16 protein-coding genes are annotated in these 23,857 nt (G+C 41.7%); 7 read left to right on the forward strand and 9 right to left on the reverse strand.

The features are described from left to right. The first annotated feature begins 10 nt into the window (after positions 1–10). The gene (locus tag HRU23_06210; protein ID NRA53721.1) at positions 11–544 is read left to right on the forward strand and encodes a DUF3299 domain-containing protein; all 534 of its coding nucleotides are present in this window, start codon (positions 11–13) and stop codon (positions 542–544) included. Between the two features lie 80 nt (positions 545–624). On the opposite strand, the gene rapA is transcribed toward HRU23_06210, so the two are convergent. Beyond that, entirely contained in the window at positions 625–3,519 is a 2,895-nt protein-coding gene (gene rapA / locus HRU23_06215; protein ID NRA53722.1) for an RNA polymerase-associated protein RapA, read from the reverse strand. 231 nt (positions 3,520–3,750) lie between these two features. Between rapA and HRU23_06220 the strand changes: the two genes are divergently transcribed. Beyond that, positions 3,751–5,130 (forward strand): PhoH family protein, encoded by a 1,380-nt coding sequence (locus tag HRU23_06220; GenBank protein ID NRA53723.1) that lies wholly within the window; start codon positions 3,751–3,753, stop codon positions 5,128–5,130. Positions 5,131–5,255: 125 nt separating this feature from the next. Next, complete coding sequence (locus tag HRU23_06225; protein ID NRA53724.1) at positions 5,256–8,906, forward strand: response regulator; 3,651 nt, start codon at positions 5,256–5,258, stop codon at positions 8,904–8,906. Between the two features lie 61 nt (positions 8,907–8,967). On the opposite strand, the gene HRU23_06230 is transcribed toward HRU23_06225, so the two are convergent. Then, the gene (locus HRU23_06230; GenBank protein NRA53725.1) at positions 8,968–10,779 is read right to left on the reverse strand and encodes a phosphotransferase; all 1,812 of its coding nucleotides are present in this window, start codon (positions 10,777–10,779) and stop codon (positions 8,968–8,970) included. Positions 10,780–11,040: 261 nt separating this feature from the next. Between HRU23_06230 and HRU23_06235 the strand changes: the two genes are divergently transcribed. Together HRU23_06235 and polA are read left to right on the forward strand one after the other, a co-directional pair. Then, positions 11,041–11,352: a c-type cytochrome gene (locus HRU23_06235; GenBank protein ID NRA53726.1), complete on the forward strand. Its 312-nt coding sequence runs from the start codon at positions 11,041–11,043 to the stop codon at positions 11,350–11,352. 1,081 nt (positions 11,353–12,433) lie between these two features. Further along, entirely contained in the window at positions 12,434–15,217 is a 2,784-nt protein-coding gene (polA, locus tag HRU23_06240) for a DNA polymerase I (GenBank protein NRA53727.1), read from the forward strand. A gap of 370 nt (positions 15,218–15,587) precedes the next feature. On the opposite strand, the gene epmA is transcribed toward polA, so the two are convergent. Together epmA and efp are read right to left on the reverse strand one after the other, a co-directional pair. After that, the gene (gene epmA, locus HRU23_06245) at positions 15,588–16,553 is read right to left on the reverse strand and encodes an elongation factor P--(R)-beta-lysine ligase (GenBank protein ID NRA53728.1); all 966 of its coding nucleotides are present in this window, start codon (positions 16,551–16,553) and stop codon (positions 15,588–15,590) included. 116 nt (positions 16,554–16,669) lie between these two features. After that, entirely contained in the window at positions 16,670–17,239 is a 570-nt protein-coding gene (efp, locus tag HRU23_06250; protein ID NRA53729.1) for an elongation factor P, read from the reverse strand. Positions 17,240–17,531: 292 nt separating this feature from the next. On the opposite strand from efp, the gene epmB reads away from it, so the two are divergent. Together epmB and HRU23_06260 are read left to right on the forward strand one after the other, a co-directional pair. Then, positions 17,532–18,572: an EF-P beta-lysylation protein EpmB gene (epmB, locus tag HRU23_06255; GenBank protein NRA53730.1), complete on the forward strand. Its 1,041-nt coding sequence runs from the start codon at positions 17,532–17,534 to the stop codon at positions 18,570–18,572. 32 nt (positions 18,573–18,604) lie between these two features. Then, positions 18,605–18,934: a primosomal replication protein gene (locus HRU23_06260; protein ID NRA53731.1), complete on the forward strand. Its 330-nt coding sequence runs from the start codon at positions 18,605–18,607 to the stop codon at positions 18,932–18,934. Between the two features lie 53 nt (positions 18,935–18,987). On the opposite strand, the gene HRU23_06265 is transcribed toward HRU23_06260, so the two are convergent. From HRU23_06265 to HRU23_06285, 5 genes are all read right to left on the reverse strand, one after another. Next, positions 18,988–19,404, reverse strand: a complete 417-nt coding sequence (locus HRU23_06265) for a hypothetical protein (GenBank protein ID NRA53732.1) — start codon at positions 19,402–19,404, stop codon at positions 18,988–18,990. Between the two features lie 316 nt (positions 19,405–19,720). Next, positions 19,721–19,993 (reverse strand): recombinase family protein, encoded by a 273-nt coding sequence (locus HRU23_06270; protein ID NRA53733.1) that lies wholly within the window; start codon positions 19,991–19,993, stop codon positions 19,721–19,723. A 397-nt stretch (positions 19,994–20,390) separates the two neighbouring features. After that, positions 20,391–21,122 (reverse strand): hypothetical protein, encoded by a 732-nt coding sequence (locus tag HRU23_06275; GenBank protein ID NRA53734.1) that lies wholly within the window; start codon positions 21,120–21,122, stop codon positions 20,391–20,393. 227 nt (positions 21,123–21,349) lie between these two features. Then, positions 21,350–22,447, reverse strand: a complete 1,098-nt coding sequence (locus HRU23_06280; protein ID NRA53735.1) for a DUF3696 domain-containing protein — start codon at positions 22,445–22,447, stop codon at positions 21,350–21,352. Between the two features lie 8 nt (positions 22,448–22,455). Further along, positions 22,456–23,850 (reverse strand): DUF262 domain-containing protein, encoded by a 1,395-nt coding sequence (locus HRU23_06285; protein NRA53736.1) that lies wholly within the window; start codon positions 23,848–23,850, stop codon positions 22,456–22,458. Positions 23,851–23,857: the final 7 nt, after the last annotated feature.

Raw genomic sequence — 23,857 nt, forward strand, 5'->3', positions numbered from 1 at the left:
AGAGAAAAACATGAAAAAAATATTATATGTCGGGGCAATGTTATTGCTGGGTTATTTTAGCCCTGTCCACAGTGAAACGATCAATGGCCAGCAGGTTAACGAGCTTGACTGGGATAACCTGATGCCAGAATATTTGGCATTGCCGCAAGAGGGTGATGTAATGTTTGATGCCCAGCAATTTGCCGAATTGACTGAAGATCCAATGACTGATTTGGCCACGAACGCGCCACTAGCATCTGCGGCGGTAATGCCTGAATTAGACGGCCAAATAATTCGTATACCAGGGTTTGTGGTGCCATTGGTCGAAGATGGGTTAAAGATTACCGAGTTTTTCCTCGTGCCGTACTTTGGTGCTTGCATTCATGTGCCGCCACCACCGGCCAATCAAATGTTACACGTTACCTTTCCTGCCGGCATCGAAATTGACAGCATTTATGATGCGGTAACAATTGTCGGCAAGTTGACCATCGCAACGGTGACCAATGAAATGGGTACGGCCGGATATAAGCTGGAAGCTATCAGCATTGAGCCTTATCAGCTGTAATTTTTTACAGCAGTAATAAAAAGGGCGCTTACTTTCGTAAGCGCCCTTTTTTTATGCCAAATTACTTTTTATTACGATTCTTATTCAGGTGAGACCACAATAAAGCGTAATGAGTCGAGTTGGATTTGCGCGTTGTCGATAAACTTAGCGAGTTGCGTTTGTTGGGTGCGCAAGTGGCTGAGTTCTTCTTCACGAATATTAGGGTTGATTAGCTTAAGGTCGGCCAAGCGCTCTATTTCGCTATCAAGCTCAATATTCATTTTTGCCAGTGCTTGCGCTTTAATATCTTCCAACTCAGTGCTCGCAAAGACAGTGCCTTCTTGAATTTGTTGGTGAATGAAAGTTTGTGACGCACCAACCAACTTAGCGGCAATATGACGACCAATCGGGCTTAATTGACCATTGAGGTTATCAAACGAGATATTGCTGTGTAGGTTATTGCCTTTCTTGTCCATTAACATCCGCAGTGGCGTGGCCGGTAAGAAACGACCGATGTGATAGCTCTTTGGTGCTGAGGTATCAGCGACAAAAATCAATTCAAGTAACATGGTGCCCGCTGGCAATGCCTTGCTCTTTAGGACAGATACCGCATTATTACCGGTATTGTCACTTAAGATCATGTCAATTGCGCCTTGAACCATCGGGTGTTCCCAGTTAACAAACTGGAAATCTTCTCGCGCTAGCGCCGTTTGACGATCAAAGGTGATAGTGGCGCCATCTTCGGTTAACGTCGGGAAATTAGGATGCAACATGTGGCCACCCGGACGCAAGATAATTGCATTTTCACTGTGATCATCTTGGTCAACACCGCAAATGTCGAGCATGTTAAACATAAAGGTTGGCAATTCTGTGCCGTCATCGATTTCGTTGATTTGATCGGCGATTTGCTGGCCAGATTGCTGCCCACCAGAATTTAGTTCGAGCAGACGATCGCGACCTTGCTCAATTTTTAGTTTAAGTTTCTGATGAATTTCATCGGTACTGCTAACCAGTTCAGTTAACGATTGGGCTTCGTCAGTTTGGTTAAGCAGATCAAATAAATCTTGTTTAACTTGTTCAAAAACGATGCCGCCAGAAGGACAAGTTTGTTCAAAGGCGTTAAGACCTTTGTGGTACCAATTTAATAATACTTCTTGGCTTGAACCTGCCATGTAAGGCACATGCAGTTGAATATCATTTTCTTGACCAATACGGTCGAGACGACCAATGCGCTGCTCGAGCAAATCAGGATTAAGTGGTAAATCAAACAACACTAAATGACGAGCAAACTGGAAGTTACGACCTTCTGAACCAATTTCAGAACATACTAACACCTGAGCGCCATCTTCTTTTTGGGCAAAGTAAGCGGCGCCTTTATCACGTTCAATAATTGACAGGCCTTCGTGGAATACCGCACTGCGGATCCCTTCTTTAACCCGTAACGCTTGCTCTAATACCAACGCGGTATTCGCGTGAGCACAAATCACTAAGACTTTTTCTTTACTGGTTTTAATTAACTCAATTAACCAATCAATGCGGGGATCAAAGGCCCACCATGAAGCGTCTTTACCTTCAAACTCTTGGAAAATTTCTTCAGGGTATAATGATTGCAAAGCTGATTGCTGTGAATCTTTTTTGCTGCCCATGATTTTCGATACTTTAATCGACGTTGCATATTGGCTTGGCATAGCCAGCGGGTAGCTGTTTAAGATCCGTTTAGGGAAACCTTTAACCGCATGGCGAGTATTACGCATCATTACGCGGCTTGTACCATGACGGTCGAGCAGCCATTGTAATAACGTTTGACGTGAAGGTGACTCAGGATCACCCGCAATATCATTAAGCAAACCGCTGATATCTTTTTCTTTTAATATCTCAGTAAGCGTAGCGCGGGCCGAGTCAGAAAGAGCCGGTTGGTCTATCAGCTCTTGGGCTGCTTGGGCGACTTTTTGGTAGTCTTGCTCTTCGGCTAAAAAGGCTTGGTAATCGTAAAAACGATCGGGATCAAGCAAACGTAAGCGGGCAAAATGCGATTCATGACCCAGTTGATCCGGCGTCGCCGTTAATAGCAAAATACCAGGGGTCGCTTTCGCTAGGCCTTCAACAATTCGGTATTCGCGCGATGGTTTTTCACTGTTCCATTCAAGATGATGCGCTTCATCGACAACCACTAGATCCCATTCGGCATCTATGGCTTGCTGATAACGGGTCTTTTTACGCATTAAACCAAGGCTGGCAATAATAAGCTGCTCGGTTTCAAATGGGTTTTCTGCATCGGCGTAGGCTTCTACACAGCGCTCTTCATCAAAAATAGCAAACTTTAAGTTAAAGCGGCGACGCATTTCGACTAACCACTGATGCTGCAAAGTCTCAGGTAATAAAATTAATACCCGTTCGGCGCGGCCGGTTAACACTTGCTGCAAGATAATCATGCCAGCTTCAATGGTTTTACCTAAACCCACTTCATCGGCTAATAATACGCGCGGCGCATAACGTGAGCCAACTTCTTTAGCGATGTGAAGCTGATGAGGAATTAGGTTGGCGCGGGTTCCAGCTAGGCCTAGCAGTTCGCTTTGTTGCATTTTATGACGCTGTTTAAGACAGTCATAACGCAAAGTGTAATGATTCATGCGCTCGATTTGACCGGCAAACATCCGATCTTGAGGCTTATTAAAGCGAATGTTATGACATAGCATGACTTCGCGTAAGGTAACGTCTTCTTCACCAGTATCTTCACGGGTGCCAGTATAGGTAACTAAACCGTCATTGTCGGTCGCACTGGTAATTAATAACGACCAGCCCTCGTGGCTGTTGACACGGTCACCTTGGTTAAAAATAACTCGTGTTAATGGCGCTTCATTGCGTGAAAAAAGTCGACTTTCCCCTGTCGCAGAAAACAGTACGGTCACGGTGCGCCCTTCTAATGCGACAACCGTGCCGAGTCCTAATTCTGATTCTGTATCACTAATCCAACGTTGGGCCAAAACAAAAGGCATGTAATGTATCTCTCTAACCGAGTTCAAAAGGACGCGTATATTACATGATGATATACCCGAATGCATTGCTATTTTAGCTCATTTTAACAGGTCTGTGGTGTGCTAGTGAGACGATTGCGGCAAAACCAATGATCACAGCGGGTGGCTGGTGGCTAACAAGGCTTTTTTTTGTCGCAAACTGTGTTATGTTTATTTTTAGGATCAACTTGTTAGAAATAGGGAGTATGATTTATGGATAAGACTAAAATTTATGTACTAGATACAAATATATTATTGCATCAACCCAACGCCATTTTTTCTTTTAACGAGCACGATGTCATTATTCCAATGACAGTATTGGAAGAACTGGATCAAATTAAAGACCGCCACAAAGATGTCAGCCGCGATGCCCGAGTGGCTATTCGCACCATCGAAGATATTTTTTCGCAAGAAAGCTCAGAACATATTCTTAAAGGCGTCGCTATCTCAAACCATGGCGTCGACCAGTCGCAGCTTGGTTCCTTGGCTATTTTCCCTGATCACCAGCTCAAACTTGATGAAGACGCGCTACCTGGTCCCGCTAACGATAATAAAATAATTAATACCGCGCTGCACTTACAAAAGGTTCACGCGCCCCGTGCCGTCATACTCGTTACTCAAGATATTAATATGCGGCTCAAAGCCAAAGGAGCAGGCGTGCAGTTGGTTGAAGAGTATCGCAGCGACCAGCCTATTTCAGATATTCGATTTTTGAGTAAAGGTTACCAAAAGTTTAGTGGCGACTTTTGGCAGCATATTCAAAACTGTGATACCAAAAGTGATGGTCGTCATACTATTCATACCGTTAGCACCGACGATGTTCAAGAGAGTTATGTTAACCAATATTTAATTGATGGTAGTGACCATTTTTGTGCACGTGTGACTAAAGTTGAGCAAACTGGGGTCAGTTTTATTGATGTTAGCCGCGAACGAATTGAGCACCGAAAAGCCTGGGGAGTGAAAGCAAAAAACGTCTATCAAGGCATGGCGCTTGATGCCTTGCTTGATCCTAAAATTGAGTTAGTGATATTAACGGGTGCCGCTGGCAGCGGTAAAACGTTGCTGACCATGGCTGCGGCGTTAGAGCAAGTGATTGATAAAAAACGTTATAACAAAATTATTGTCACTCGAAATACCCCGGAAATTGCCGAATCAATCGGTTTTTTACCCGGCACCGAAGAAGAAAAAATGGCACCGTGGTTGGCGGCAATAACCGATTCGTTGGAAGTATTACATGGTGGCGACGAATGCCAGCAAGGCAGTATTAATTACATTTGTGAACGGGCAAATATTCAATTTAAATCGATTAACTTTATGCGCGGACGTTCAATTCAACGGGCCTTTGTATTGCTTGATGAATGTCAAAACTTAACCGCGTCACAGCTAAAAACCATTATTACTCGCTGTGGAGAGGGCACCAAAATTGTCTGCTTGGGTAACTTAGCGCAAATAGACAGTAACTACCTAACTGCCGTATCGTCGGGTTTAACCTACCTGGTCGAAACCTTTAAAGACTTTGAAGGCAGCTCGGTGGTTCATCTTGATGGCGTGGTGCGTAGTCGCCTGGCTAAATTTGCCGAAGAGCATATGTAAGCCCAGTTAAACTCCTGCCTAAGCTATGCAATTCCAGTAGCTTGGGTATATCCCCAAGCAGCTTGGGTATATCCCCAAGCAGCTTGGGTATATAATAGCGCCAATAATGATATTAGGAGTTTAGCGTGAAGACCCACATTCTTGGTCAATATAATCGGACCATTTTTTATACCTATCTTGCTGTTTTGGCCTTGGCGCTTGGCGCATCGTTGTGGGTACTTAATAAAAACCGTACAGAAACGCTCAATGACAAATTTCTGCAAATAAAAACCCATGAGCATCAAGTTGAATTGCTGCTCGACTCTGGCGTGCGCGCTGTTAATTCGTTGCGCCAGTATGCAACCAAACACTTAAGTTTGGCTGATGCTCCGCGACTTGATTTGTTGCTGTCCTATTATTCGTATAAAGGTATTGAGCAAGGTTTTGAGATAACCCCAAATGTTAAAGCTGAGTTTAAAGACTTGTTTGAAATTGGCATGATCAGTGGTACCGGCAGCCTTAAACAACGCTCAATGAAATATTACAGTGAAATCGATATGTTGTTCGAAATGAACTTGTCGTTTCCGGTTGCGCTCGAAATGGTGCCCGACGCTGCTTGGGTCTATTATTTATCAGCGAATGAATTTATTGGCGTATATCCATGGCCAGGAGATGATTACTTTTTTTCCAAAGACTCGTTTAATAGTCCTGCCTTTATTAATGCGTCTCCCGAGGCTAATCCACAGCGTGGCGTTTTTTGGACCAGTGCTTACCTAGATGATGCCGGCAAAGGGCTAATGACCACGGTGGGGGTGCCACTGTATATTGATGACGAATTCTACGGCGCAATTGCGATTGATATTACACTATCAACCTTAAGCAAGGAGTTGATGCGGCAGGTGAGTTTTAACGGCACTATGTTATTGCTCGATGATAAGCAACAAATATTGGCCCAAAACCGGCGCGACACTGAGCCAGCAGGTTCTGGCTTAGAGCTGTTTCAAAGTCAGTTGCCAACAGAGTTAAGTAATTATTCACTTGAACGGCTATTACAGGCGACACAAGGCGAGCTGCTTAATGGTTATTATGTTCAAGCGGTCGAGTTAGTTAACGCGCCATTTAAAATGATTTATTTTGAAGCTGAAAGCCAATTGTTTGGTGAGTCAGGACGCCAGTTTGTGATTAGTTTAGTGTCAATGATGCTGGCGTTATCGATCTTAATTTCAGTGGTTCATTGGCTAGCACAGCAAACCTTTATTGGCCCTGCTTCTAAATTGATGGAGCATCTAGAATCTTGTGCTAAAGAGCCTATTGAACCGCCTAAAGGGATCAGCGAGGGTTGGCGACCATTCTTTGTCTTAGTGAGCAGAATATTCAGTGAAAACAAAAGCAATACGTTACAGCTGGCTGAAGACAATCGTCAGCTCGATATAAAAGTAGCTCAGCGAACCGAAAAGCTGCGAGAAACCACTGAAAAACGCGAGCGAGAATATGCCTTATTGCGCTCGTTAATCGACTCAATCCCCGATGTGATCTTTTATAAAGACATTCAAGGCAATTATTTAGGCTGTAACAAAGCCGCTTTAACCCTGTTTGCGGTTGATGAACAAGGGTTTCTTGGTCGCAGTTGTCGTGACTTTCTTGGTGATGACTTAGCCGACAAGCTGGAGTTAGGTGATAAAAAAGCGATACAAACCGGCAAAACAGTCACCATGCAACAAGCGCTCGATTCCAAGAATCCAAGCCTGTTGTGGCAAATTCAAAAAACGCCTTACCAAGGTATTCACGGTGAATTACTTGGTATTATCGGGGTGGCTCGCGACATCACCAAAGAGCACCACGCCGCTGAGCAATTACGACGCAGTGAAGAACGTTACTATATGGCGATGGACGCGGTCGAAGAAGGCTTATGGGACTGGAAAGTTCACAGTGATGAGCTGCATTGCAACCCCGCATATTTTACCATGTTAGGTTATCAACCTGCCGATGTGTTATCGAGCTGGGACGGTTTTAGAAAGCTGGTCCATAAAGACGATTGGAGTTTAACCGCGGCTAAGCTTAACGAGCACTTGAGTGATCCGAGCCAACCTTATGAACATGAATTTAGAATGTTGTCGCAACAGGGTAATTATGAATGGATTTTAGCCCGCGGCAGTGTGGTTAAGTATGACGAAAATAACCAACCATTACGGATGTTAGGCACCCATAAAAACATTACCAAACGCAAAGAATTCGAGGTGAAAATCGTTGAAGCCAAGCAAGAGGCAGAAGCGGCTAACCGTTATAAAAGTGAATTCTTGGCTAACATGAGCCATGAAATCCGTACGCCGATGAATGGCATCATGGGCATGATCCAGCTGGCGCTGCAAACAGAATTAGATCTTAAGCAAGCTGATTATTTAAATAAAGCCCATAGTTCGGCTAACGTCTTGCTCGACATCATTAATGACATTTTAGACTTTTCCAAAATTGAAGCGGGCAAGCTGGCATTAGAGCAAGTGCCGTTTAATTTGGAAGAGGTATTAAGTGCGGTGGTTAATGTTAATGTCTTGGCGGCGCAAGACAAGCAGCTAGAACTCATATTGCATCCGCCGACAACGCCGCTGGCCTTGTTGGGCGATCCATTGCGGCTTAATCAAATATTGACCAATGTGGTATCAAATGCGGTTAAGTTTACCGCCCAAGGTTTTGTCGAGCTGCGTTGTGATGTTCAAAGCCAAAGTCCGCAGCAGGTTAAGCTAAAGTTTAGTGTTACCGATACCGGTGTTGGCATTGACTCGAGCAAGTTACACCGACTATTTAAGCCATTTAGTCAGGCCGATGGCTCAACCACCCGTCAATATGGTGGTTCGGGATTAGGTTTGTCTATTTCGCAGCATTTGGTGCAAATGATGGGCGGCAGTTTTGAGGTTGTTAGTCAATTAGGCCAAGGCAGTTGCTTTAGTTTTACCATTGAATTGGCGTTAGAAAACCAGCAATTACCGCAACCATGGCGTTTGCCTGAGCAGCTTCGTGAACCAGCGATCTTGCTGGTGGAACCTTGCGAACGCGCACGCATTAGCTATCAACAGACCTTAACTGAAATTGGTTTTACGGTGACGCCTGCGAGTAGTTTAGCCGATGCCGCCGAGCAGCTTGAGTCTGGTTATAATTACCAAGCGATCTTGCTTGACTGGACCCGAGAGCAAGACCGTAACACCGTACAATTACAAACGGTTGCTAAGCTGGCTAATAAAGCGCTATTAATTTTGATGGTTGGTTATGGCGATGACGTAATGAAAGATCCTAAGATAAGTTCCCTCGTCAAAGGTGTACTTAGTAAGCCGCTATCGCCAATGGTCATGGTAGAGCAAGTCAGTCAACTGCTCGATCAAGCAACGGTGCCTACTGTCGCTAAAAAGGCTGCTAGCGTTGAATTTAAAGGAAAACTGCTGTTAGTTGACGATAATATAATAAATCAGCAAGTCGCTAAAGGTTTGTTAGAGTCACAAGGTTATCAAGTGGACTTGGCTGTTAACGGCCAAGAAGCGGTAGAAGCTGCATTAAATCATCACTATCACGCGGTATTAATGGATATTCAAATGCCGGTAATGGACGGTTTAACAGCAGCGGGAGAAATCAGAAAAACCTACTCACTCACTCAATTACCTATTATTGCGATGACCGCACATGCAATGAGTGGCGATCGAGAAAAAAGCATTGATGCTGGTATGAATGATCATATAACCAAGCCGCTGATTTTAACTGAAATGTTCGAGACTATCGCGCGCTGCATTAGCGAGAGCGATCCGTTATAACCGTGCAAACGGCGGCTAGTATCGACTAGCCGCTTTAATGAAATTGGCTATTAATCACAAGCTAACTCGCTTGTGATTTTGGGTTGGCGTGCTGGAAATTATCTTGCATCCTTGCCTGCGAGCTAAAGAACTTACTGTCTTTGTAAGGAAATTTCATAAATCCAGATACGCCAAGGCCGTTAATTAGCGGTACTTTAGCGATCAAGCTATCAATAAGTTGCTGGAAATATTGTTGTTGCGAACCATCGAGCAATGACAGGTAGTTATGGATCTTTAAATCTTTTTCAAGCGCTTCAAAAATAATACAGCCGGTGTGATGAACCTGATTCATCTTGGCTAAAATTTCCATCATTTCATCGGGTAAATCCAGTTGTTCATCGGGATCTTTGTCATCTTCAAAATAAGAGTGAAGCCGACTGCTGTCATCAATTTGGGGTTGATCATGAACATCAAAAGTTAACGTGGTCTGCTCATAGGGCAAGTATGGCTTGTCCTGACTGTCGCGCTCAATATGTTGGGTTTGCTTAGCGTTGAAGAAACACGCTTTAAAAATGCCTTCACGGTCGATTGCTCGCGCCAAATTCACCATGTTATTGACGGCGCAACCAAAGGAGCGTCGTAATGACGGATCATAAAGATTTAAATTTGAGTCGATATAAAGGCCATCATCTTGCCAATGAATAGCCAAACCGCCGACAATCGGAAATTTACCTAAGCGACTAACCGAGGCTAGAAAAGCTTTAGAGTTGTCGCCCATGCCCGCGAGAAAGTTTTTATAATAATTATCGAGCTGAACGTCATCAATATCATCAAACTCGCTTAAATGGGCTTCTTCTTTAAGGAATGATTTACGAGAGGTATAAACAACCGATTCCAGATCTTCATTTGACGGATGAATCCATACCGGCAATTGAGGTGGGCTTGGAGATGCTTGCTCAGCTGGCACCACAATGTTTTTCATGTACTTCATGTTATTAATAAAGTAATCGCCAGCTTGGTGACGTAGTTTGATGTCGCTACTCATCATATTTTGTAGCGTGATGGCAAACTCCTTGGGCAAACCAAGGGACGTTACCGAAATAACTTGCGATCCAAAGCGGCAAGACTGGCCAGACGCTAACGCATAGAGCGTACCGGCCAAGCCCTGCTCATCAAAACGCGGGGAAGACAACGCGCCATTTAACTGCTCTTCGCCAATAAAATAAACATCGCCTAGCCGGGCATTAGTATGCTGTAAATCACCAGACATTAACTCCATCACGTTGGCATTAAAAAATTGTCCTTGAGTATCAACTTGAGAGAACACCGATGAGCCCCAATCGATTAATCCGACCCGATTTTTATGTGGATCATACACAATATTAGACGGCTTAATATCACCATGAATAATAGGTTTTTTTAGTTGTCTTAACTCGATTAATATCTCGACCAATTGGCTGGCGATATCGATTAATATTTTAGCGGGCAGCGGGCCCTGACTGATCGAATATTTTTCTAAATCAATGCCGATGGCTTGCTGCATTGCCAATATCCGTTGTTTGCCGATTTTAAAATAACCGAGGCATTTAGGCACCAGTGGAAAATTGACTTGCTCTAGCATAAAGGCTTCTTCTTCGAGCCGGTCTTGCACATGCTCAGGCAAGGTAATACGCGAGAATTTAAACACAAAATTTTGATTGGCAGGTGACAAAGCCGAAAATGCAAAACCGTAAGCGCCTTTGCCAATATATTGCGGATTACGATAACCCAATTGCTCAAGTTGCTGATGACAAAGATCTATCCAATCGCGCAGCTTTTTGGCGTCGTGATGATTGAGTAAATAAATTGACTGTTCTTCAGAGATATAAAACTGTTGTAGATTAGGTTTTGTCATAGCATTAATTTGTGAGGGCAATCAATTTAAGAGTATGACTATTAATAAAACAAGGCAACCAAAGTTATAATATTTGTTGCGAAATTTGTATTAATATATGGACAGACAAATTAATTTATAATTATAACAAAAAATTGATCAATGTCTTATTGCTAAGGTGAACCTTTGATTACTCTTAGCCATAACTATTAACATTAGCTCTAAGTAAAAGTTCTAAGCAATAGTTTTAAACAAAACATAATAATATTCAGGAGAATAAACATGTTAAAAAAACGTTATATCGCACTGGCACTAGCATTATCATTGCCAATGCTAGCAAATGCAGCGGGTGATGCTGCGGCCGGTAAAGCAAAAGCGGCAATGTGCGCCGCTTGTCATGGCGCTGGAGGGGTTTCAGCTATTCCAACTTACCCTAATTTAAAAGGTCAAAAGGCTGCTTATCTTGAAGCTTCTTTAAAAGCTTTTAAAAATCAATCACGCACCGGTAACCAAGCTGCGGTCATGTATGGCATGGCCGCACCGTTAAGTGACGCTGACATTGCAAACTTAGCAGCGTACTATTCTGCACTGTAAAAAATTAAGCAGATAACCCGACGCTGCCAAGTATTGGTTTAGTATCAGGGGTTACAAAAACCTTAACCAAAACTCAGGTTAAACCAAAAAGTCCATTACGATGGGCTTTTTTTGTTAGCTTAGCGCCAATAACAAGGTGAGTCGTGTTATCGCAACTATCATATTGCGCTAAATGTTAACAAAAGATCGATATGTTGTGATTAATTCGAATTAAGCGTTGACAAGTGCTAATGAGAATGATTATTATTACGTCACGTTCTCAGGGACGTATCTCCTGACAAACTATATGCTGTTTATATGGATTGTTTTAGAGTAAATATCGAATGTTGGTATTTGCTTGAACACGACTATTGCTCACATTGCTATTTTTCGGCCGCATTTTGCGGCCGCTTTTTTTTGCCTCTCTAAAAATTATCAGTCAAGCTTCCTTACTCAAATTATTGTATTTAACGTGACTAACTCTCGTCATTAGCATTGTCGCGAGAGGATCGCGGAAAATAACTGCAAATTTAGTGATATTGGTCTGCTAATTGATCAAAAAAAGACTTGAAATTTATCGTTAACTTAAGTCGGTCGACTGCTAATAAAAATAAATTAAATAAAAGCTGGTAATCGAATCGAATTCTGGTAAATTATCGCTCCTGCCAAATTATTCTGGTTAATAAATGAGCCTGCCGAGGTCTCATTTCTAGCTAAAGTTAGTAGTTTGGCTTAAAAACACCCTAAGATCGTATAAGGCAAACTCCATGCCATAAAATTATTATCCACAAAAAATAATTTTTACTATAAAATTCATCTCTTTATCTTTTTCTTAAGCAAAAACAAATATTTAGCGTTAAATTATGCAGCTTTGTGCTATTTGATGTTGCTATAATAGAATTTCTTCTCAACAGAGTTATCCACAGAATATATTTATAATAAGTTGAACATTTCACTTACTAATCTATTTTAAAAGAACTTTAAATTGTCAAGCTAACTTTTAGTAGCGAACAATAAAAGTTAGTTAACTAACCTTGTCGAATATGGCATGCTTAATGCCGTAAAATCCTGTTCATTTTCTGATAAAAAACGATAAAAAAATATGGCTACAATTCCTGAAAACCCTTTTATTCTCGTTGATGGTTCCTCTTATCTGTTTCGTGCGTTTTTTTCGCCACCACATTTAACGAATTCTAAAGGCGAAGCCACTGGCGCTGTATACGGTGTCATTAATATGTTGCGCAGTTTAGTTAAGCAATACAAACCGTCAAATATGGTGGTGGTATTCGATGCTAAGGGCAAAACGTTCCGCAATGACATGTATAGTGAATATAAGGCCAATCGACCGCCGATGCCTGATGATTTACGGATTCAAATCGAACCATTACATGAGCTTATTCGTGCGATGGGCTTGCCGCTTATATCGATTGCTGGTGTTGAAGCCGATGATGTTATTGGTACATTGTCGACGTTGGCGAGCAAGCGGGGCATACACACGCTAATTAGTACCGGCGATAAAGACATGGCGCAGTTAGTTGATCAAAATACCACGCTGATTAATACCATGACAGACACGGTATTGGATCGTGACGGTGTGATCGGCAAATTTGGTGTGCCACCAGAGCTTATTATCGATTTACTTGGCTTAATGGGTGACAGTTCAGACAATATTCCCGGCGTGCCAAAAGTTGGTGAAAAAACCGCGTTAGGCATGCTACAAGGCATTGGCTCGATTAATGATATTTATCAAAACATTGATAAGCTGTCTGATTTAAGTTTCCGTGGTGCTAAAACGATTGGCAAACGAATGCTTGAGCATGAAGAAATGGCGCGTTTGTCTTACGACCTAGCCACGATCAAGATTGATGTTGAATTAGACCAAGGTTATGACGACTTTAAAATTGCTGAACCACAGCAAGATGAGCTAATAAGACTCTTTGGTCAGCTTGAATTTAAGCGCTGGTTGAGCGAAGTGATTGATGGCGGTAATTTATTGGCCAGTGGTCAAGCGAGCACTCAGAACGCTGCTACTGCCGAATCAGCCAATACGATTAAAACCAATAACTACCCGGTTATTTACACCCTAGGTCAGCTTAATCAGTGGCATAAAAAACTGACCAATGCAGAGTTATTCTCGTTTGATCTAGAAACCACTAGCTTAGATTATATGGCGGCTGAAATTGTCGGCATGTCGTTTGCTGTTCAAACGGGCGATGATAGCTTCGAGGCGGCCTATTTGCCGTTGGCACATGATTACGAAGACGCACCTAAGCAAATAGAATTAGCCTTTGCGCTTGAGAAATTTAAAGCACTGCTTGAAGATCCAACAAAAGCTAAAGTCGGCCAAAACCTTAAATATGATCGTAATGTGTTAGCCAATTATGACATTAAACTGGCGGGTATTAAGTTCGATACCATGCTGGAGTCTTATGTCTTTAACTCGACGGCAGTTAAGCACAACATGGATGCCTTATCGCTTAAATATTTAAGCCACAAGACCATTAATTTTGAAGACGTTGCAGGTAAAGGCGTTAAACAAAAGACCTTTAATCAAATTTCTATTCTTGAAGCCGGGCCTTATGCCGCTGAAGATGCTGATATCACCCTAAGGTTGCATCAAAATTTATGGCAAAAGGTCAGTGCTGAGCCGAAATTAGCAAGCTTGTTTAATGAGATAGAGTTGCCGTTAATTCCGATCTTATCGGACATTGAACGCCACGGGGTTTTAATTGACGCCGACATGTTGCTTGAGCAAAGCAAGTATCTAGCCACCCGCATTACTGAGCTCGAACAGCAGGCGTGGAGCTTAGCGGGTGAGGAATTCAACCTAGGCTCACCCAAGCAATTGCAAGACGTGTTGTTTAGCGATGAAAAAATGGCACTGCCGGTATTAAAGAAAACGCCTAAAGGCGCGCCGTCGACCAACGAAGAAGTGCTGCAAGAATTAGCGCATGATTATGAGTTACCAAAGACTATTTTAGAATACCGCAGCCTGAGTAAACTTAAATCGACCTATACCGACAAGTTACCTTTGTTGATAAATGCGAAAACTGGCCGGGTTCATACCTCGTATCATCAGGCAGTTACTGCGACAGGGCGTTTGTCGTCAAGCGATCCTAACTTGCAAAACATTCCAATTCGCAGTGAAGAAGGGCGTAAGATCCGCCAGGCCTTTATTGCGCCTGAGGGATATCAGATTGTCGCGGTCGATTATAGCCAAATTGAATTACGGATTATGGCGCACTTATCGCAAGATAAAGGCTTGTTAACGGCCTTTGCCAATGACTTAGATATTCACAAAGCCACAGCCAGTGAGGTATTTAATACCCCATTTGATGAGGTGACAACCGATCAACGTCGCAGCGCTAAAGCGGTTAACTTTGGTTTAATTTATGGCATGTCGGCGTTTGGTTTAGCCAAACAGCTCGATATTCCACGCGGTTTAGCCCAGCAATACATTGACAGCTATTTCAGTAAATACCCTGGCGTGCTCGATTATATGGAAAATACTCGGCTATCAGCGGCAGACAAAGGATACGTTGAGACATTAGCTGGACGTCGTTTGTATTTGGCTGATATTAATGCCAAAAATGGCGCGCGTCGTAAAGCTGCTGAGCGTGCCGCTATTAATGCACCCATGCAAGGAACTGCCGCCGATATCATTAAAAAGGCGATGATTTTGGTTGCTGGTTGGTTAAGTGAACAACCTAGTGGTGATGCGTCAATGGTCATGCAGGTACACGATGAATTGGTGTTTGAGGTCAAAACCGAATTGGTTGAACAGTTCTGTAGTAAAATTATCGAACTAATGGCCCAGGCCGCTGATCTTGATGTACCGCTAATTGCTGAAGCTGGTTTTGGTGATAATTGGGAACAAGCTCATTAATTATTATGTTAATAGTAACCAATAGTAATCAATGGCTTAATGTTAACTTTTAAATGGTTTTTTAAATAATGCAAAAAACGCGTTATTTTTATGAACTATTGCGCAGCCTCGTTGACTAATCATTGTAGTTAGTTATCTCTGTTGTAAAACATTTCCTTGTTCCGGCCTTATTTTAGGCTGGTTTTTTTTGCCTTTTTTCAGTCAACCGTAAAAATTAGTTATTTTTATGAACTATCGAGCAACCTCGTTGACTAATCTTTGTAGTTAGTTATCTCGATAGTAAAACATTTCCTTGTACCGGCCTTATTTTAGGCTGGTTTTTTTTGCCTTTTTTCTGTAACCGTGAAAATGTTGATCTATTTTGTCGCAATTAACACCGTTGCACTTCAAAAGCGATTACTTGATCGATGTGCGTTTGATCTAACGCGAGCATCACTAGCCGATCTATGCCCAAGGCGACTCCTGCGCAATCGGGCAGACCGGCGTTTAAGGCCGCGATTAAGTTTAAATCAATCGGCTGTGGTGCCAACCCGGCAGCGACTCTTTTTTGATTATCGATTTTGAATCGCCGATGTTGCTCATCGCTATCAGCTAACTCATGAAAGCCATTGGCCAGCTCAATACCGCGATAATATACCTCAAATCGTTCGGCGACTCGTGGATCCGCTGGGCTAATTTGAGCGAGTGCCGCTTGTGAAGCCGGAAAGTCATAAATCATTATCGGGCGCTCAAGGCCAATCTTAGGTTCAATTTTAAAGCAAAATAACAATTGCAATAACGTATCGTGATCTTGCTCGGTCGCGACAAAATCACCGAGATCATGCGACATGGCTAATTGGCGCAATTGCTCAATGTCAGCGGTTAGTGGATCAATGGCTAAATGCTCGATAAAAGCTTGTTGATAGCTCATTGAGTCGCTAGGCGCGGTGTTTAACACTTGTTGCAGCAATATATCCATTTCGGCCATCAGGTCAATATGGTTGAACCCCGGGCGATACCATTCCAGCATGGTAAACTCAGGGTTGTGATAGCGGCCCGATTCTTCATTACGAAAAGATTTACAGATTTGATAAATGGCACCGCTGCCAGCGCACAACAATCTTTTCATGTGAAACTCAGGTGACGTTTGCAAATACAGCGTTTTACCATTGGCGGCGCCTGGGCCGACAAAAGTGGTGTTAAAGGTTTGCAAATGAACGTCAGTGACCGTGGCTTGTGACATCGCTGGGGTATCAACTTCCATGACATCGCGCTGGGCAAAAAAATGGCGAACATTTGCTAAAATGCTGGCGCGTTGTTTTAGAGTTGAGATTGAGGCCGAGGGTTGCCAATTCATGAGGCGTCCTATTTTATTTAGCGCATTAATCAAAAAAGCCCGCAGTTATAAACCGCGGGCTTTGTGCTAACACTAAGGTAAATTAGTTGTTATTTAACCAGAACTTTTGATAAAGGTTATTTAGATACGCGTGATACGTATTCACCAGAGCGAGTATCTACTTTAATGATTTCGCCAATCTGAATAAATAGTGGAACACGAACTACAGCACCAGTTTTTAAGGTTGCTGGCTTGCCACCCGTACCAGCGGTATCGCCTTTAAGGCCAGGATCGGTTTCAGTGACTTCTAATTCAACAAAGTTTGCTGGTGTAACAATAATAGGGCTGCCATTCCATAAGGTAATAACACAGCTATCTTGTTCAACTAACCATTTTTCATTGTCGCCAATTGCTTTAGCGTCTGCGGCAATTTGCTCAAAAGTTTCAGCATTCATGAAATGCCAAAATTCACCATCGCTGTACAGATAGTCAAGATCACATTCCATTACATCGGCTACTTCAACTGTTTCGCCTGATTTGAATGTTTTTTCAAGTACTTTACCTGAAATTAGTTTACGAACTTTAACGCGGTTAAAGGCCTGACCTTTACCTGGCTTAACTGTCTCGTTGTCAATAATGGTAGTTGGTTCACCATCGAGCATGAATTTTAAACCGTTTTTAAATTCGTTTGTGCTAACTGTAGCCATGATTTCCTCATTATGTTGTCAGAATCTGTGCTCTGTTACCCAAAAGATAACTCTCTTAAGTCGCAGGTCTTTATTTACTTAAAGTCAGCAGTGTTACTGGCAGCGTTATTTCATTAAAATAAGTGGTACTGCGTGCAACCTTGAAGCTGTCTGTCAGCGCGCAATTAATTTATTTTGTTAATCTACGACTGCTAGCCTTACTGACAAAGCACATTATTGTTATAGTTTGTCAATTACTGCTAACGATATTAATTGGCAGATTCTACCTGATTAATCACCAATCTAAAAATAAATGATGAAGATAATAGCCCGAAATATGATCACCCCCCAGCTTAGCTGGCAAAAAGAGTTAAGTCAGGCATTTACTGACCCTGCTAAGCTACTGGAATATTTAGCGATTGATCCTGAACCACTGCTCGGTTCCTTTGCTGCGCGCAAACTATTCCCGCTGCGGGTACCGGTACCTTTTGCGAACAGAATGCAACGCGGTAATGCCAAGGATCCGCTCTTGTTACAGGTTATGACCTCAGCGTTGGAATTTGAGCAACAGCCAGGCTTTGGTGCCGATCCCCTCGTTGAACAAATCGAGCAAGTGACCCCCTTACCTGGCTTATTACATAAATATGAAAACCGGGTGTTACTCATGGTAAGAACGGGTTGTGCCGTTAATTGCCGTTATTGCTTTCGACGCCATTTTCCCTATCAAGACAACAGCCCCAATAAGCAAGGCTTTAAAGATGCCGCACTTTATATTGGTCAGCGGCCTCAGATCAATGAGGTGATCTTATCGGGCGGCGATCCGTTAATGGCCAATGATGATCAGCTTAGTGCTTTAATGGCGCTGCTAGAGCCGATTCCCCATTTGACCCGTGTGCGGATCCACACCCGGTTGCCGGTGGTTATTCCAGCGCGGATAACCGAGCAATTTGTTGAGCTGTGCCGTAATAGCCGGCTTAAACTAATAATGGTGTTGCACATTAACCACCCCAATGAAATTGATGACACGGTCAGTGAGTTTGTACAGCGGTTGAAACAAGCAGGGGTGACGATGCTAAATCAGGCGGTGTTATTACGAGACATTAATGACAGTGCAGCGGTGCAAGCGCAGCTGAGCGAAGCATTATTTGACGCTGGAATATTACCTTATTACTTACACTTACTCGATAAGGTCGCTGGCGCGAGCCATTTTGATACTCCCGAGACTAAGGCCATCACGATGATGCGTCAGCTGCATCAGCAACTGCCGGGCTTCTTGGTTCCTAAATTAGTCAGAGAAATTGGTGGCGAGGCTCACAAAACACCGATAGATCTTGGGTTATTTCCCAAGGTATAATGTCGCAAAATTTATAGGTTATAGAGAATAAGATGCCACATAGTCAACTTTTTACCGCACTGCAAGAAAACATTCGCCTGATCTATCGTCAGTCGATTGACGCCGACAAGAAAATTAATGAATTGCGCCAGCAAGATATGGCAAAATTTAGTTCGATCTTTGATCAAAGCCTAGGATTTAGCACGAAAGCAAACCGCTTTACTCCGTATGCTGAAGAGCTAGCGAAAGACTTAATAGAATTGCAACAGCTCTCACCGGAAGAGATAACTAAGCAAGTTCAGCCGCTGGTCGTGAAAATTGAAGTGTCGCTGCAAATATTACAGGTATTTAAAGCCAACCTAAAAGGTAAGCCACAGAGCTAACCTAGTACACCAGTTAGATCGTGGCTTATAACCCTAGCGTGTCACACCGAGCGCTAGGCAGCTAAGTTTTTAGCCTTAACTAATGAAAATGCATCCATTATTTGTTGCTGGCGTTCAACAAGGTTTGAACTGATAAAGCAAAGACGGCTGCCATTGCGTTGCTGCTCAATAATACCAGGCACTTGCTGCGCCATAATTTCGTCGTCGTCACTTAGGGCGTACATTTGAATTTCTTGACCAGGCAATGAACATAACGCTTCATAAGCGCCAGTGCCAACAGGCGTTAAGTTGATATCGTCACCAACAATTTCACCACCAACTAACGCACTGAAAATTTCTTCACCCGCCACGTCACTTTTTAATACCATGTATTGAATAGGTCCTTCATGTTCAAGACCTAAGCTGTTTAGTACCAAACGGTTCGTTTCGGCAGAAGCAGCGGCATGTGTCACAATTTCACTTTTAAACATAAGGTTGTCCTTTTCTTGAGTGTCAGAAACCCGATAAAGTCAGGTTCTTTTCAATGTTATGTAATTAAAAGCAACTTTAGTGCCAACATTATTGATTTTGTAGTTTAAATAGACTTTGTTAGCCCTAATAGCCGTTGACGATTATGTTAGCGCTTAATTTTTGTTTTGATTCAAATAATTATTAACCGCTGTTAATAACGGCGTTTGACAAAAAAATGACTCACTTTTGACTGGTGCATGCTCAAAAATCTGATTGAGACTGAGCCGGTTAACTTTATGCCATGTAAAAGCGATCTTAGGTGAAAAGGTGGCTATATCATGCCGCACAAGAGTTATGCACGAAACAACAGCAACAAAAAAGCCCGCAAGGTAAAACCTTACGAGCCATTCGGCTGATGTCATGCACATGTACAGTGTCATCCTTTCTAACAAATTTTATAAGCTCCTTCAGAGCAGGTCGGTTTGTATCTTTACCGCTACATTTATCAGTGAAGGTTTCATCTAGTGGGATTATATTTAATTGGCGTTCCGTGTTTTGTTCAATTGTCGAAACACGAATATACCTAGAATTCGGGGCCTGTACTTTTATATCAGTGATTTTTAAAAATATTCTGTATCGTTCGCTCACAAAAAAAGCCTGAATATTACTATTCAGGCTTTTTCATCTTCAGCACATAACACTTCATGCGCAGGGTAAATACATTAGAACAAGGCATGATAAGCGCTGCATAGTGTTTCTTATGCGAGCGCAGTCATAACGCCGTTATTATGTATTTAGGCCAGTATGATTACATCATGCCGCCCACACATAACCAAAGCATTGATTTAATTAAGTTAAAAGTAAAGCTGACGCCTGTATACCCCTGATTGTACCCACTACATATTGGGCTGAGTGATTAACCTGAATTCCTCACCATGTGCCGTGCGTTTATGCTACCAAAATATTTCTAAACTGCTGGCACGGCAATGAACATAGGCTCATGTCGTTATTTTTTAGTAATCTTGGGGCCAAAGTAAACGATTTGAATATCTCTCTGGCCTGACGGTATCGGCCACTCAAAGTAAACTCGCACTTGTGGGGTCTTAATTTTCCCATGAAAGCTATATTTCTTCTTAGTATCATCTCTAGTATCAATGAACTTCAATTGATGCTCAAAATCTCTGATGTCATCATCTGTTTCATCAGAAAACCATGCTTTCCTACCACGAAAATGTTCATTTAATATTTCTACAGTCTTACCGGTAGATTCACCTCTTTCATTTCTACTATCCAAGTAATCTTCCAATACTCGACAAAGCGCTTTCATTCGTTGGTATACAGTCAGGTTGAATGGCAGTGTCGCAACTTGCTCTATAAGATGAATTGAGAATATTAATTTTGGAAATGTCTGTTCTAGCTGCTCTAAAGCTTCAACCCAAGTAGTTGGTTCAGGTATCGATTCACGGCACGACTCAAGTAGTTGCTCTGTAGTCCAAAGGTTCTCTATATCATATGTACCGAGGTTATCTTCAGGAATACCATGTTGAATAGGTAAAGGTGATAGGTCGTAAAGCCCTGAAAAACTGTAAGAGGCAACTCTTTGTTTAATAATCGATTTCCTTGCACATTCTCCCAAGCCTAAATCAGTAACATCGATGTCATTATATTCAAAATAATCATCATCATTCTCTATTCTATTATCACACCAGAAAGGGCCTTTTCTATTTACCCAAATCATTATTTGCTGCTTTAAGTCCCTTGGTGCGTCCGTTAATACAACTTGAGAAAATAGCTTATCGTTAATAACTTCAATATTCCCAATACTTCTTGGACACAATAATTTTTCATTAATTAATTTATTCGTAAACCTTAACTTAACAATTCCTTCAATATCGGTAAGAAAGTCTGCTGCTGTGGCATATTTATTTTTTAAAGATAAGTCATTTAGAATCCATTCCATATTAATTAAGTCCACCCATTTAGTTTAGCTAAATCTTTATCCGTTTGATCGAAAAAGCCGTCAGGCCAGATATCAAGGCTACCATTAGGATCTATTTGTGGGGATGTTATTAAAGGTGTCTCTTCAGTGGCACCAATTTGAGGCTGGAAAAAATGTATAGCCACATCCGTATTCGTAATAGTGTTATCAGCTACCGCAAGTCTTATACCATTTAAGACATGATCACTGTGAGTTTCACAAATGACTTGAACACCAGCAGCAGACATTGCTCCTAAGAAGTAACCAATTCTCGATTGCCCAAGGGGATGCAGGTGAGCTTCAGGACTATCTACAATCAATATTTGTCCTTTTTTAGCCAATAACCCTGCTACTAAAATAGGGAAAGCATAAGTTAATCCATAACCAATATTTGCAGGGCGCTTGAACTGTTGTCTTGTACTCGTTCTTAGTTCAAGCTTAACAAGGGGTACTCTTTCAAGTTCTTCTACTGAAGCTTCTGCACCTGGGAACAATTCGTTAGCCCAAGCATTGAACTGCCGCCTCAAGGTCATTGCCGATTCCTTTCCATTTTGCTTCTTTATCGATATATCTTCATCGATATATTGACTAAACCACCAAGGAGCAAATTGACCACAGTCACCAACATCAGCATGAATAGGAAAGGGACTGTGCGGTACAGGGTATACATCCAATGTCCCATTTCGAGTGGCACTTATGAATATGATTTCATTTAACTTACTGTATATTTCTGAAGAATTACTATCGTCTTCTACTTTGAATGGTAATGAATTCTGATTTCGTAAGCTAGCATCTAAGGATAAAGACAATGTACTTTCCTTAGTGGTATATTTAATTACGATTTCTTTATCAGAGCCAAAATGACACCTTACGTCACCTACTGTACCTAGCTTGACACAATCTCCATTAAGAGGGGCTGCTAAGTCCCCATTTGAATTTTTTTGAAGTTGACGACCTAGGAGCAATGTTTGTATAGCACTGGACTTTCCAGCAGCATTAAAGCCTGTAAAAAGAGTCAACTGAGCCATTGGAATATTCTGTTTTTTAAAGCATTTAAAGTTTTCTATATATATATTATCAAGCATTTTATTCCCTACCCTTTGCTTACATTGTACTCTTTCGCTTGTTCCATCAATTTTGAGATTAATAATGTAGTTTGTACTTCATTTAACTCATATGGCTCCAAAACAAGCACTACTTTGAAATAAATTTCACTTAGAAGATTTTCTTTTACAGACCAATCTGTAAATTGTTTTACTTCCTCTATTTCAGAATAGAAGTGACGTGCTATTTGACACGCCTTTTCGCTATAAATACTCTTCTTTATGTATTTAAAATGCTCCTCGATGATATCTAGATAAATGATTTCATCGATGCTCACCTTTTCAGCGGTACTTAACATTTTGTTCGCCAATCGGTGGCGGGCTTTGGCTTCAATTGTGTTGTTAGTTGAGTAGGATATAGCTGAAGTAAATTTACTATATTCCATTAATTTACATATTCTTTCTTTTACTAAGTTAGGGTGTATATCTTTCAAAAATCTTTGATTTAAAGCTAACTGAGAAGCTAATGCATCAAATAATGAAATATTAAGCACAGAACGTGAATCGTCGCCATTATTTTTTGCTAGAGACTTTCTGAATGAGTGTTTTCCAAAAAGTTTATAACTTAGTTCCATAGCACTAGAAAATGCTTCTTTCATCTCAGCTAAAGAATCCTCATCCATTTCATTCATAGAAGTTAATGCTTCTGCAAGAAACTCTTCCATATCTCCTTTATATGAATCAAACCCCAAAATATAAAATGCACAAAACCGATTAATAACTTCCCTATCTCTCATGGACTTTATTTTAAGGGAGCGACCAGTGGCTTTTAAGAAACAGTCCATGTGAGAAGCCTTTTTTAACCACCTAGTAGACTCCCCAGAATAAAGACAGTTTCGCATCTGTTGTCGAGTTAATGGTTCTCCACTATTAACCCTTTCAAATATATCCAATCTAGCTCTTTCGGGGGCTTTAGGATCTAGAATATAAAGCGTAAGTTGGGTATCTTCTATTCTTTCTTGTAAGTGGATAGGCAATGCATCGAATTTTTTCCCCGATATCACAGATTCAGGATCTGAGCTGCCAACATCTTTTAAGGCAAATTTGTTATTTAAGTATCGATGAAAAGTAGTAAGTCGTTGAAGCCCATCAACAACAATAATTTTTCCATCAGTGTCTTCTGCTACATATAAAACAGGAAGAGGTATTCGCATAAGACTTGATTCAATCAGCCGAGACTGCTTTGTTAGGTTCCAAACAAAGTCTCTTTGAAAGTCTGGGTCTAGTTTATATCTTCCCTTATCTATCCGACTTACAATATCTCCAACAGTTCTAGGTTCTTTTCTAACAAAAACAGTATCTAGCGGATAGTCGCCCCAAGACTCAGAAGGTGCATTATCTAACCCTTCAATTTTTTCATCTTCGTTCTTATTTTGAGTTTCCATTTTACAC

Source organism: Gammaproteobacteria bacterium, assembly GCA_013214945.1.
Classification (GTDB): domain Bacteria; phylum Pseudomonadota; class Gammaproteobacteria; order Enterobacterales; family Psychrobiaceae; genus Psychrobium.